This is a genomic window from Rhizobium sp. BR 315, assembly GCF_050577975.1.
GTDB lineage: Bacteria > Pseudomonadota > Alphaproteobacteria > Rhizobiales > Rhizobiaceae > Rhizobium > Rhizobium miluonense.
Window position 1 is genome coordinate 150,440 of sequence record NZ_JARWKZ010000002.1, and the last position, 12,157, is coordinate 162,596.

The 12,157-nt window shown below is 60.5% G+C and carries 13 protein-coding genes; 9 read left to right on the forward strand and 4 right to left on the reverse strand.

Annotated elements, in window-relative coordinates; genetic code table 11:
• Nucleotides 1-258: 258 nt before the first annotated feature.
• Nucleotides 259-606 (forward strand): hypothetical protein, encoded by a 348-nt coding sequence (locus tag QD409_RS03190; RefSeq protein WP_092845490.1) that lies wholly within the window; start codon nucleotides 259-261, stop codon nucleotides 604-606.
• A gap of 91 nt (nucleotides 607-697) precedes the next feature.
• Here the strand turns inward: QD409_RS03190 and hutC are convergent, their stop codons facing one another.
• On the reverse strand, nucleotides 698-1,453 hold the full coding sequence (gene hutC / locus QD409_RS03195; protein WP_092845492.1) for a histidine utilization repressor: 756 nt from the start codon (nucleotides 1,451-1,453) through the stop codon (nucleotides 698-700).
• 194 nt (nucleotides 1,454-1,647) lie between these two features.
• Between hutC and QD409_RS03200 the strand changes: the two genes are divergently transcribed.
• The 6 genes from QD409_RS03200 to solA all read left to right on the forward strand — a co-directional run bounded on the left by QD409_RS03200 (nucleotide 1,648) and on the right by solA (nucleotide 7,482).
• Nucleotides 1,648-2,487 (forward strand): transporter substrate-binding domain-containing protein, encoded by an 840-nt coding sequence (locus QD409_RS03200; RefSeq protein WP_004124716.1) that lies wholly within the window; start codon nucleotides 1,648-1,650, stop codon nucleotides 2,485-2,487.
• A gap of 101 nt (nucleotides 2,488-2,588) precedes the next feature.
• A complete protein-coding gene (locus QD409_RS03205; RefSeq protein WP_092845494.1) occupies nucleotides 2,589-3,314 on the forward strand; it encodes an ABC transporter permease in 726 nt (241 codons plus the stop codon).
• Nucleotides 3,315-3,324: 10 nt separating this feature from the next.
• Entirely contained in the window at nucleotides 3,325-4,029 is a 705-nt protein-coding gene (locus QD409_RS03210) for an ABC transporter permease (RefSeq protein ID WP_092845496.1), read from the forward strand.
• A gap of 24 nt (nucleotides 4,030-4,053) precedes the next feature.
• Complete coding sequence (locus tag QD409_RS03215; protein WP_092845498.1) at nucleotides 4,054-4,830, forward strand: ABC transporter ATP-binding protein; 777 nt, start codon at nucleotides 4,054-4,056, stop codon at nucleotides 4,828-4,830.
• Complete coding sequence (locus tag QD409_RS03220) at nucleotides 4,827-6,332, forward strand: HAL/PAL/TAL family ammonia-lyase (RefSeq protein ID WP_092845500.1); 1,506 nt, start codon at nucleotides 4,827-4,829, stop codon at nucleotides 6,330-6,332. Before QD409_RS03215 ends, QD409_RS03220 begins: the two co-directional genes overlap by 4 nt.
• 1 nt (nucleotide 6,333) lies before the next feature.
• On the forward strand, nucleotides 6,334-7,482 hold the full coding sequence (solA, locus tag QD409_RS03225; RefSeq protein WP_430761894.1) for an N-methyl-L-tryptophan oxidase: 1,149 nt from the start codon (nucleotides 6,334-6,336) through the stop codon (nucleotides 7,480-7,482).
• 20 nt (nucleotides 7,483-7,502) lie between these two features.
• On the opposite strand, the gene QD409_RS03230 is transcribed toward solA, so the two are convergent.
• Both QD409_RS03230 and QD409_RS03235 read right to left on the reverse strand, forming a co-directional pair.
• The gene (locus QD409_RS03230) at nucleotides 7,503-7,997 is read right to left on the reverse strand and encodes a cytochrome b (protein ID WP_092845502.1); all 495 of its coding nucleotides are present in this window, start codon (nucleotides 7,995-7,997) and stop codon (nucleotides 7,503-7,505) included.
• Between the two features lie 119 nt (nucleotides 7,998-8,116).
• Nucleotides 8,117-9,532 (reverse strand): aldehyde dehydrogenase family protein, encoded by a 1,416-nt coding sequence (locus QD409_RS03235; protein ID WP_092845660.1) that lies wholly within the window; start codon nucleotides 9,530-9,532, stop codon nucleotides 8,117-8,119.
• Nucleotides 9,533-9,626: 94 nt separating this feature from the next.
• Here QD409_RS03235 and QD409_RS03240 point away from each other — a divergent pair, with 94 nt between their 5' ends.
• Both QD409_RS03240 and QD409_RS03245 read left to right on the forward strand, forming a co-directional pair.
• Nucleotides 9,627-10,541, forward strand: a complete 915-nt coding sequence (locus QD409_RS03240) for a LysR family transcriptional regulator (RefSeq protein ID WP_092845504.1) — start codon at nucleotides 9,627-9,629, stop codon at nucleotides 10,539-10,541.
• Between the two features lie 144 nt (nucleotides 10,542-10,685).
• Entirely contained in the window at nucleotides 10,686-11,303 is a 618-nt protein-coding gene (locus QD409_RS03245; RefSeq protein WP_092845506.1) for an O-methyltransferase, read from the forward strand.
• A gap of 51 nt (nucleotides 11,304-11,354) precedes the next feature.
• Here QD409_RS03245 and QD409_RS03250 read toward each other — a convergent pair whose 3' ends face one another.
• Complete coding sequence (locus QD409_RS03250) at nucleotides 11,355-12,113, reverse strand: alpha/beta fold hydrolase (protein WP_092845508.1); 759 nt, start codon at nucleotides 12,111-12,113, stop codon at nucleotides 11,355-11,357.
• Nucleotides 12,114-12,157: the final 44 nt, after the last annotated feature.

Consider the following 12,157-nt stretch of genomic DNA (forward strand, 5'->3'; position numbering starts at 1 on the left):
GTCCCATCGTGTCTGTGAAAGATGTCTGCGAGAACGTACGGACGATTGGCTGGCAGATCGCAGCAACGATACATCCGATGCGGCGGCTTTTTGTCAACCGCCGAAGCTGCCATTTCCATCGCTATGGAGCTGGCGGCAGCGGGCCATTATTGGGCCTTTTTCGGCGAGCGGCGGTCGTGGCTCCGTTGACTTGAGCTTCGGCTCGCAAGGCCGAGTCCTTCGGCTTGAAAACTTGCGGCTTGTTGTTATGATTTCTTAATGGAACTCACTTTGCTCGCTCACGCCCTTGCCTGGACCGTGCTCGGTCTGGTCGTGTTGACCACCGTCGTCCCGGTCGGGGCGAAATATCCATTCATGGCGATGGCGAGCATCGAGAGCGTCATTCCCTTTGGGCTTATGGGGTTCCTGTTCGTCATGGCCTATCCTGAAGACCGCCGCATTATTGCTCTCGTCTGCATATCGGTGGCCGCTATCAGCGAAGGGATGGCGTCGGTCCTGCCGGAAAAGTGTCTGCGGATCGAGCGTGCGATCCTGAAAGTGCTCGCCACGGTAGCGGGGTTGCTTTTGGGGGCACTGCTCATGGAATGCGTGTTGCAGATTTCTTAGCTTTGCCGCCCGTATCCAGGGTTCTGCGAAACGCAGCCACCTGAGCTACGCTCCTGCGCAGCGAATAGGTGATCTTATCTTCCATATACAACTAACGATCTGAAGGCTTGCCGCTTTGGCTCTCCAGCCGATAGCGATGCCCGGGGTAGACGAGGCGCGCCAGGGAGACGACGCCGCGCGCCGACCATGTCCGCCGACGGATCGTCAGGCAGGGTTCCGTCTTGAGGATCGTCAGCAGCTTGCATTCCCAGGCCTGCGGCATCACCGATTCGACCACATGTTCGGAGCCGCTGAGCGGGGCCACGTCCGAAAGATAGGCATTCGGCGTCATGACCGTGAAGTCCTGCTGCAGGTAGTCGGGAGCGGCTTCGGGGTGGACGTGGCGGTCCTCGATCTGCACCGGCACGCCGTTCTCGCTGTGCACGATCAGTGAGTGGAAAACGAACGATCCAATGTCCAATTCCAATGCGTCGGCAACGTCAGGTGACGCTGCTTCGCGGGCAAGCACGATCACGGTTGCCTGGTGAGAATGGCCGCGTTCGGCGATTTCTTCGGCGATATTGCGCACTTCGAATAGGGCGGACACGCCTTTGCGCTCGGCAACGAAGGAGCCGACGCCCTGGATGCGGACCAGTTCGCCCTCGTTAGCTAGCTCACGCAGGGCGCGATTGGCCGTCATCTTGCTGACGCCGAGTTCGGTGACGAGTTCGTTTTCTGAGGGTACGCGATGCTTGGGTGGCCACTCGCCGCTGTGGATGCGATCGAGTATCATTTGCTTGACCCCGACGTAGAGCGGCGATGCGTCGTTTTCCGCCAGTTCGCGTTTCATCTCGCCGGAGTGCTTCATTGATTAATCCCTTTGCACGACCTGAATCTGCCTCGAAAACAACTTTCCCACTTGCATATCATAAATTATCTCATATGGTACCCTATACAACCTCGCAATCAATCCAAAAATAAATTGGAAAAAAGCGGGCAAGCCGGCGAAGATCGGTAGGAAGTGCTGCAAGGCCCATTTCAACCTCAGAGGAGCTCTATACGATGAAATTCAGTGCAATTCTCTTGTCAGGCGTCGTAGCTGCCGTCGCCTTCACGGCGCCCGCCGTCGCCAAGGACTGGAAGACGGCGACGATCACCCTGGAAGGCGCCTATGCGCCCTGGAACATGACGAATGCCGACGGTACGCTCGGCGGCTTCGAGCCGGAACTCGCCAAGATCCTGTGCGAGCGCGCCAAGATCGATTGCAAGCTGGTCGCTTCCGATTGGGACGGCATGATCCCGGCTCTCAACGCCGGCAAGTTTGACGTCATCATGGATGCGCTGTCGATCACCGACGAGCGCAAGCAGGTTATCGGCTTTACCGTTCCCTACGCGGCTACTCCGGCAGCCTTCGCAACTGCCAAGGACAGCCCGCTTGCCAAGGCTGCAGGCACCGGCGCCACGATCAAGATGACCCCTGGCCAGACCGGCGTCAAAGAAATCGACGTGCTGAAGGAAGCCTTCAAGGGCAAGACGATCGGCATTCAGGCCGCCACGGTCTATGCCAAGTTCGTCTATGACAATTTCGGCTCGATCGCCACGATCCGCGAATACAAGACCGGTGCTGACCGCGACCTCGATCTGCAGAACGGCCGTATCGATCTCGGTTTCGACGACGCGGTCTACTTCGCGAACGCTTTTGCCAGCGCCAATGACTCGCTCGCCTTCACTGGTCCGGAAATCGCCGGCTCCATCTGGGGCGAGGGCGAAGGCCTCGGCATCCGCAAGGCCGATACCGACCTGCGCGACAAGCTGAATGAGGCGATCAAGTCGGCACTTGCCGATGGCACCATCAAGACCCTGTCGATGAAGTGGTTCAAGGTCGACGTCAGCCCGAACTGATCGGTGCGACCTCCGGGTCGCGGCCGCGGTCTCCGGCTTTGCCGCCGGAGGCCGTATGATATCCTGACGCTTGAAACTGCCACGGACGGGGAATGGACGCTATGGCAACCTTGCAATTGCTGGGCTTCGGCTCGAACGGGTGGGGCGCGCTGCTGCTCGTCGCGGCCTTGATGACGCTCGCCGTCACGGCGACGGCGTTGTTGATCGGGGCGGTGCTGGGCGCAATCGTCGCCTCGGCGAAGCTCTCCGGCAACCTGATCCTAAAGACGCTCGGCAATGTTTACACGACCGTCTTTCGCGGCGTGCCGGAGCTTCTGATCATCTATCTCATCTATTTCGGCGGTTCGTCGGCGGTCACCTCAGTCGGCAAATGGCTCGGCTATGACGGCTTTCTCGGCCTGCCCTCCTTTGCGGCCGGCGCGCTTGCCGTCGGCATCATTTCGGGCGCCTATCAGGCCGAAGTTTTTCGCGGCGCCTATCTCGCCATTGCCAAGGGCGAATTGGAGGCGGCCTCAGCGATCGGCATGCATGGCGGCCTGCGCCTGCGCCGCATCATCATTCCGCAGGTGATACGCTATGCCATTCCTGGGCTCGGCAATGTCTGGCAGCTCAGCCTGAAGGATTCGGCGCTGATCTCCGTGACGGGACTTGCCGAACTGATGCGCACCAGCCAGGTCGCTGCCGGTTCCACCCGCCAGTATTTCCTGTTCTTCATCGTTGGCGGCACCCTCTATCTGATCCTGACCAGCCTGTCGGATCGCATCTTCAACAACGCCGAACGCCGCGCCAACCGCAGCATGCCGGCTGCGACCATCGGCCAGGCCTGAGGAGGAAGACATGGATTTCGACTTCCTCTCGAGCACGATGATCACGCTGCTGCAGGCAGTGCCGATGACGTTGCTGCTGTTCTCTCTGTCGGTCGTATCGGGCGGCCTTTTAGCGCTCGTTATCGTCGCCATGCGCGTCAGCGGCAATCCGATCCTGTCTGGTTTCGCCAAGGGCTATATCTTCGTCTTTCGCGGTTCGCCGCTGCTGATCCAGATGTTCCTCATTTTCTACGGCTTGGCGCAGTTTTCCGTCATCCGCTATTCGTTCCTCTGGCCTTTCCTGCGTGAGCCCGTGGTCTGCGCGATCCTTTCGCTGGCACTGTGCACGGCCGGCTATACGGCCGAGATTTTCCGCGGTGGCATCCGTGCCGTTTCGCCGAAGGAAATCGAGGCGGCACGCTCGATCGGCATGTCCCGCCTGCTGCTCGTACGCCGCATCATCGCGCCGATCGCCTTCCGGCATGCTCTGCCGGCCTATTCCACCGAGATCGTGCTGATGATGAAGTCGACCGCGCTCGCCAGTCTCGTCACCGTTTGGGAAGTGACAGGCGTTGCGCAACGTCTCATCTCGCACACCTATCGCACCATGGAGGTCTTTCTCTGTGCGGCGATCATTTATCTCGTGCTGAATTTCATCATTCTGCAGGCCATGGCCCTGCTGGAATATTCGCTGTCCCGCCATCGCCGCGCCGTTCCGGCGGCGTTGAAGGCCTAAAGACTTCATTGGAGCAGGCAAATCATGCCAGGTGTCACCCGACTTTCAGTTCGCAACATCCGCAAGAGCTTCGGCACGCATGAAGTTTTGCGCGGTATTTCCCTCGATGCCCAGGATGGCGACGTGATCTCCTTGCTCGGTGCCTCCGGCTCCGGCAAGTCGACCTTCCTCCGCTGCATCAACCTGCTTGAGATCGCCAGTGACGGCGAGATCTGGGTTGACGGCGAGCAGATCCGCATGATCCACAAGAACGGCCAAAGCCGCCCGGCAAGCCACAAGCAGGTGGATCATATCCGTTCCGAGCTCGGCATGGTGTTCCAGAGCTTCAATCTCTGGTCCCACATGACGATCCTGCAGAATGTGATCGAAGGGCCGATCCATGTCCTGAAGCGCTCGCGCTCCGACTGCATCGCCGAGGCCGAAGCGCTTCTGGAAAAGGTCGGTATCGCCGACAAGCGCCATGCCTATCCAGCGCATCTTTCCGGCGGTCAGCAGCAGCGTGCGGCGATCGCCCGCGCGCTCGCCATGAAGCCCAAGGTCATGCTGTTCGACGAACCGACATCGGCGCTCGATCCCGAGCTCGTCGGCGAAGTGCTGCGCGTCATGCGCGCTCTTGCCGAGGAAGGCATGACCATGCTCGTTGTGACCCACGAGATGAGCTTTGCCCGCAATGTCTCCAACCGCGTCGTCTTCATGAAGGAGGGCCTTGTCGAAAGCACCGGCACTCCGGACGAGATGTTCGGTGGCGGCGCATCGCCGGCCTTCCGCCAGTTCATCGGTCATTTCGGAAACGGACAATGAGCGTCACCATCGATAGGCCTCTATCCTGGCGCGAGGTCGCTCGCATCGGCGTCGGCGAACCGCTGACCTTGTCTGAAGCGGCCTGGAAGTGTGTCGACCAGGCCAGCCGCATCGTCGAGCGCATCGTCGAGACGGGCGTGCGTGCCTATGGCGTCAATACCGGCGTCGGCGCCTTGTCCGATACCGTTGTCGACCGCGCTTCGCAGAGCCGTCTTTCGCGCAATATCATCATGAGCCATGCCTGCGGCGTCGGTCCTCTGCTGCCGCCGTGCGAAGTGCGCTCTATCATCGCGGCGCAGATTGCTAATTTCGCCCATGGCCATTCCGGCGTGCGGCCTGAGATTATCCGGCATCTTGCGGCGTTTCTCGAGCATGATTGCATCCCCGAAGTGCCCTCCAAGGGCTCGGCTGGCTATTTGACCCACAACGCCCATACAGCGCTCGTTTTGATCGGCGAGGGACGGGCTGTTGTGAAGGGGAAGGCCATGACCGGTGCGCAGGCGCTTGCCACGATCGGTCTCAGCCCCCTGGTGCTTGGCGCCAAGGAGGGGCTGAGCCTCGTCAACGGTACGGCTTGCGCCACGGGATTGTCGGCGCTAGCGGTCTACCGCGCCGAGCGCCTGCTCGATTGGGCCGATGCCATCGCCGCGTTGACGCTGGAAGCCGCCGGTTGCCAGATGGCGGCCTTCGATGAGGCCGTGCTCGCACTGCGCCCTTCGGCAGGCATTGCCAAGGTCGGCCGCAGGCTGCGCAGCCGCCTGCAAGGTAGCGGCCTCGTTGCCGCAGCCCTTGGTCGACGGACGCAGGATGCCTTGAGCTTGAGATCGGTGCCGCACGCCCATGGCGCCGCTTGGGATGTCTTCGAGCAGACCGCCCGCATCGTGGATCAGGAATTGGCCTCGGTAACGGACAATCCGGCGGTTTCGGGTACGCCCGAACAGCCTGTCGTCTCTTCGGAAGCCCATGCCGTCGCGCCGGCCCTCGGTCAGGCGGCCGATAGTCTCGCGATCGCGATCGCGCAGATTGCTGCCATGAGTGAGCGGCGGATGGATCGTCTGGTCAATCCGCTTGTCAGCGGGTTGCCGCCGTTTCTGGCAAGCGATGCCGGCAGCCATTCGGGTTTCATGATCGCGCAATATACGGCTGCTGCACTCAGCAACGACAATCGGCGGCTCGCCGCTCCCGCCTCGCTCGATGGCGGCCTGACATCGGGTCTGCAAGAGGATTTTCTTGCGCATCCGACGGCGGCCGCCGGCAAGCTGCTCGCGATCCTCGACAACGCCGAATATATCCTCGCGATCGAACTGATGGCGGCGGCGCAGGCGCATGATTTCCTTGCTTCGAAGGCCACGAGAGCACCGGGAACGGATCGTCTTTATGCTATGGCCCGTTCGCGCGTTCCTCTTTACGGCGACGACCGTCCATTGAATACCGACATGGAGAGCCTGCGGGACATGATCGCGCAGACTGCGCCGCCCGCTGAAAGTGAAACTGGAGCATAGAATGTCCGTGGAATTCGACGTCGCCGTTGTCGGTCTCGGCGCGATGGGGAGCGCTGCTCTGTCGTCGGCTGCGGCCCGAGGAGCAACGGCAATCGGCATTGAAGCGCATTTTCCGGCGCATGCCCTCAGCTCGTCACACGGCGACAGCCGGTTGATCCGGCTGGGTTACTTCGAAGATCCATCCTATGTTCCGCTGCTGAAGCGGGCCTATCATAACTGGCGCTCACTCGAGGCGAGGCTGCGTGCGGAGATCCTGACCGTCACGGGCGTTCTGCAGATCGGCGCGCCCGACAGCAAGATCGTCAGCGGCACGCGTGCATCCTGTGACATGCATGGATTGCCGCATGAGATACTCGACAAGGATGCCATGAAGCGCCGCTTCCCGGCCTTTGCACTTGAGGACGGCGAGATCGGGCTGCTGGACCCGCAGGGCGGCTATGTGCGCCCGGAGGCGGCTATCATGGGCTATTTGAGACTTGCCGCGGAAGATGGAGCAGTGCTGCATTTCGGCGAGCGTGTTGTCGCAATCGAGCCTGACGACACCGGCGTGACCGTCATTTCCACGACCGGGAGATATCGGGCGCGCAAGGTGGTCGTCGCCACCGGTGCCTGGATTGCAGAGCTTGTGCCGCAGCTGAAGGCGAATGCGCAGCCGATCCGACAGGTGGTCGCCTGGTATCAGCCGAAGGATGGCTTCGTGGCGGAGCCGCAGCGCATGCCCTGCTTCCTGCGCGACGAAGGGGACGAAGGCTCCTATTTCGGCTTCCCTGCGATCGGCATCGACGGCGTCAAGATCGGCCGCCACGCGCATTTCCGGGAGCCCATCGACCCGGAAGTGCCCAACCCGCCCGTGAACGAGACCGACACCGAACTGCTCGACAGTTTCGCCCGCAAGCGTCTACCGGACGCGGCCTCATATCGCGTGCGGGCGACGACCTGCCGTTATACAATGCTGCCGAGCGAGGATTTTCTGATCGACACATTGCCGGGGCAGGCGAATGTGGTTGTTTCTTCGGCTTGCTCCGGTCATGGCTTCAAGTTCACCAGCGTGGTGGGCGAAATCCTCGCGGATCTGGCGCTTCAGGGCGGCAGCGCACTACCGACCGCTCTCTTCTCCTTCGAGAAGCACTTTGGCGGCCAATCGGCTTAGCCGCCATTTTTGCAGCCAGTCTAGCCGATCGTCATGCGCCGCAGCACGTCCGACCTGAAGTAGAAATGCTGGACGAGCGCACCGAGTATATGCAGGACGACAACGGCCCAGAGCAGGGACTTGATCGGACCGCCATGGACGAAGGCGGCCGTGTCGATGCCGAAATAGTAGGCTGCTATTCCCGATAGAGGCATTGCGAAGATCAGCGCATAGAGCAGGAAGTGCGTTACGCTGGCGATATAATGCAGGAACGCGGGCTGATCATCCGGCGGCGTTGGGACATCGGATACCAACCTCAAGCCAAGGCGCACGATAGCCAGCAACAGGATAGCAATACCGGCATAGGCGTGGATATTGGCGCTGGCGACATCGGCTGGCGTCGGCGTCTGTCCATGGCGAATAAGACGCCGCCAGGCATTCATGCCATCGGGAAACAAGAGATTGAAGAAGATGAGTATGGCCATAAGCCAATGAAGGATGCGTTGCGGAACGGAGTAGGCGGATCTTGCAGGCATCGGATCTCCTTAGATTGGAATTGTTCTAAAGGTAGAACATGATTCTAACGAGAACCTGAATGTCATTGCCGCTTAAGGCGCCCCGGAAACCCATCGAGGTCCTCCGGGGCTCTCGCATGTCAGCTTAACACGGCACGCGGCTCGAGAAACGATTCCAGGCCGTAGGCGCCGAATTCGCGGCCCATGCCGGATTGCTTGAAGCCGCCGAAGGGTGCCAGCGGCTCGTGCGGCGCGCCGTTGATGACGACGCGGCCTGCCTCGATCTGCTCTGCCACCCGCTTTGCCCTTTTTACATCGGAGGAGAAGACGTAGGCCTGTAGGCCATAGACCGTGTCGTTTGCGATCTCGACGGCATGGGCATCATCGCGATAGGGAATGACACACAACACAGGCCCGAAAATCTCTTCGCGCGCGATCCGCATATCGTTGTTGACGCCGGAGAAGATCGTCGGCCGGACGAACCAGCCGCGATCGAGCCCTTCAGGACGTCCTTCCCCGCCAACGATCAGCCGTGCGCCTTCCTCCTGGCCGAGGTGAATATAAGACTGAACGCGATCCCATTGTTTCTGGCTGACCATTGGGCCGATACTGACGGCCGGGTCTTTGGCGTCGCCCACCTTGAGCGCCGAAACGGCATCAGCCAGTCGTAGTTGGATTTCGTTGAGACGGCTTTCGGGAGCGAGAATGCGGGTGCCGGCAATGCAGGCCTGGCCGCTATTGGCAAAGCTTGCCGCCAGTACCTGCGGAATGACGAGATCGAGATCGGCGTCATCGAGAATGATGTTCGGGCTCTTGCCGCCGAGCTCAAGCGTCACCCGCTTCATGGTCATCGATGCAGCCTGCAAGATCGCCCGTCCTGTGGCTGTCGAACCGGTGAAACTGATCTTTGCGATGTCGCGGTGGGCGCTAAGGGCGGCGCCGACGACATGGCCATAGCCGTTGACGATGTTGAAAACACCATCCGGCAAGCCGGCGGCGTGCAGGCATTCGGTGATGAGCTGCGTCTGGATCGCACTCATTTCCGATGGCTTGATGACCATGGTCGTACCGGCGGCGATGGCTGTCGCCAGTTTGCTGCAGATGAAGCCGTAATTGCTGTTCCAGGGCGTAATGGCGGCGGCGACACCGGCGGGCCTCATTTCCACTTCGGCATGGCCGATGCGGCGTCGAAACTCATAGTCATTGAGCGTCTCGGCCATGTGCAGAAAAGCCGTTGCGGCATGTGGCACTGAAAAGCCGATGAAGGCAGCCGGAGCGCCGTATTCCTCGCGCATGGCGTCGACGAGGTCCGCGGCACGAGCCGAGACGGCCTCATGCAAGCCATGCAGCATTGCAATGCGTTCGGCCTTGGAGCTTTGCGATAACCCTGCAAATGCCGCCTTGGCGGCGGCGACGGCATCGTTGACGTCCTGCTCGTTTCCAAGGCGTACGGCGCCAATCTGCGCTTCGGTGGTTGGGTTGAAAAGAGGGGCTAGCTCTGTGCCATGGGGCTGAACGAAGCGGCCGTTGATGTAAATCGTATCTATCGTGCGCATGAGCGTCTCCTTCATCTTTCCGATAAAGGTAAAGCGCGCTATTTGATTGGTGTAGTAGGACAAAGATGGACAGGCTGATGAGGAAAATTGCGCAATGAAGGCAAGCCTGGCGGAGCTTGAGGCAATCGCGGCTGTTGCGCGCCATGGCGGCTTTCGTGCCGCCGCACGCGAACTCGGCATGTCCTCGTCGGCGCTCAGCCATGCGGTTGCGGCGCTGGAGGAGCGTCTGTCCGTTCGGATCTTCAATAGGACGACGCGTAGCGTGACACTGTCGGATGCGGGTGAACGTTTTATTGCGGATATAGCGCCGGCTCTCGCCGCGATCGACAGGGCGATCGAGAACGCCGGCATATCCTCAGGGTCGGTATCGGGTACGCTGCGGCTCAACATGGCGCCCGGCGCGGCGCGCATGCTTTTGGTCCCCCTTATCCTCCAATATGGGCGGCGTTACCCGAACGTGGAGGTCGAAATCGTCACCGACAACGCTCTGGTCGATGTGATTGGCAAGGGTTTCGATGCCGGTGTACGTCTCGCCGAAGCCGTCCCGACGGATATGGTGGCGATACCGATCGTCCCCACGGTCCGCTCGCTCGTTGTGGGATCGCCGGCCTATTTCAGCGAAAGGCCACGACCGCTCACTCCCGGCGATCTTTCGCAGCACCGCTGCATTCGCGCCCGCATGGCGAGCGGCAAGCTTTATCGCTGGGAGTTCGAACGGCATGGGCAATCGATCCTGATCGACGCGCCAGGCAGCCTGACCCTCGACGCGTCCGACCTGATGTTGACTGCCGTTCTCGAAGGGGCGGGCCTTGCCTATATCGGCGAACCGTCCATGGCCGATCATATCGCGGCAGGCAGCTTGATCCCCGTGTTGCAGGATTGGAGCCCGCCCTATCCGGGGCTCAGCCTTTATTTCGCCCAGCGGCGCCAGATGCCCGCGAGGCTCCGTGCCTTTATCGATCTTATCCGTGAACAGACAGCATCCGGCGGCTCGCGGCCGGAAGATTAAATTTCATGCAGGCACCTCGCTATATATTGCGAACTATATCGAGATGTTCGATCACGGTGTCGGTCAGGCGATTGCCACCGTGCTTGATGACGCAGCCCGCACAATCGCACGCCGGTAAGCGACTGACTCAATGAGGAGTTTGTTATGGATCAGAAGATCGAAGCCGTCCTTGAGGCCTATCATGAGCTTATTCGCGAAGAGCAGAGCAAACCCAGGGAAGTGCCGCCGGGTGGACGTGATGGTGGTCAGGATCGCCGGTTGAGAGCCGTCGGCCCCGAGACCGGTCGTTTCATCAACATAGTGGCGAAAAGCCTGAAAGCGCCGACCATTCTCGAACTTGGCACGTCCTTCGGCTATTCCGGCATCTGGCTTGCAGAGGCTGCACGCTCCAGCGGCGGAAGGCTCATTTCCATGGAGCTGCATGCCTACAAGACCAAGTTTGCCAGGGAAATGGCAGAGAAGGCGGGGCTCTCGGAGCACATCGACTTTCAGATCGGCGATGCCGTCGAGATGATCAAGACGCTGCCGTCCGGTGTCGACTTCGTTCTCGTCGATTTGTGGAAGGATCTCTACATTCCTTGCCTGGAGGCCTTCTATCCGAAGCTCAATGCCGGCGCGATCATCGTTGCCGACAATATGTTCATGCCCGGCAATGAAGACGTGAAGCGCTATGGCGAGGCCGTTCGCGCCAAGCCGGGGATCACGTCCGTTCTATTGCCGGTCGGCTCCGGGATCGAAGTCAGTCGCTACGATCCCGTGTAAAGCACAGAGATCGGCGGCGGCTTTGTTCAGGAGGCCGCCGCCGGTTTGTTGTTACTTGCCAGCGTCCTTGGCTGCCTTTTCGATGACGGCGGCAACCTTTTCCGGCTGCGATGCGAAGACGGCATGGCTTGCCTTGATTTCGGTCACGTCGCTGGCGGCACGCTTTGCCATGCTGCGCTCAAGTTCCGGATTGATGGAGCGATCATCGCTGGCGACAACTGCCCAGCTCTTCTTCGCCTTCCAGGCAGGATCGCTGACCTTGGCCGTAAAGGCTGCCTTGGAGGCGAAAACCTGCGACTTTCCGAGGAAATCGGCTTCGTCTTTCGGCAAGTCCGCGGCAAAATCCGCCGCGAAGGTCGTCGGGTCGATATAGAGATACTGGCCGTCCTTCGTTTCGCGGATATTCATGCTGCCTGCGGGTTTGGAACTCGCAAGACCGATCAGGCTTTCGCCCTTATCAGGTTGGAATGCGGCGACATAGACGAGGCCTGCAACATCCGGCCGGTTGCCGGCCTCGGTGATAACAATGCCGCCATAGCTGTGGCCGACGAGCAGGCTCGGCCCGTTTTGAAGGTCGAGCACACGATTGGTTGCGGCGACATCGTCGGCGAGCGAGGTGATGGGCTCCTGGACGACGGTGACCTTGAAGCCATCCTTTTCAAGGATATCGGCGGTCTTGCGCCATCCCGAGCCGTCGGCAAGGGCGCCGTGGACGATGACGATGTTCTTGATCTCGGCTGCCTGCGCCGCAAATGCCACGGTGCTTGCGGCAAGGCCAAGGGCGGCGATGGAAAGAAAACGGGTATTCATGGGTGTGACTCCTATCAGTTGTGGTTCATGCTTTAGGTAGAGGA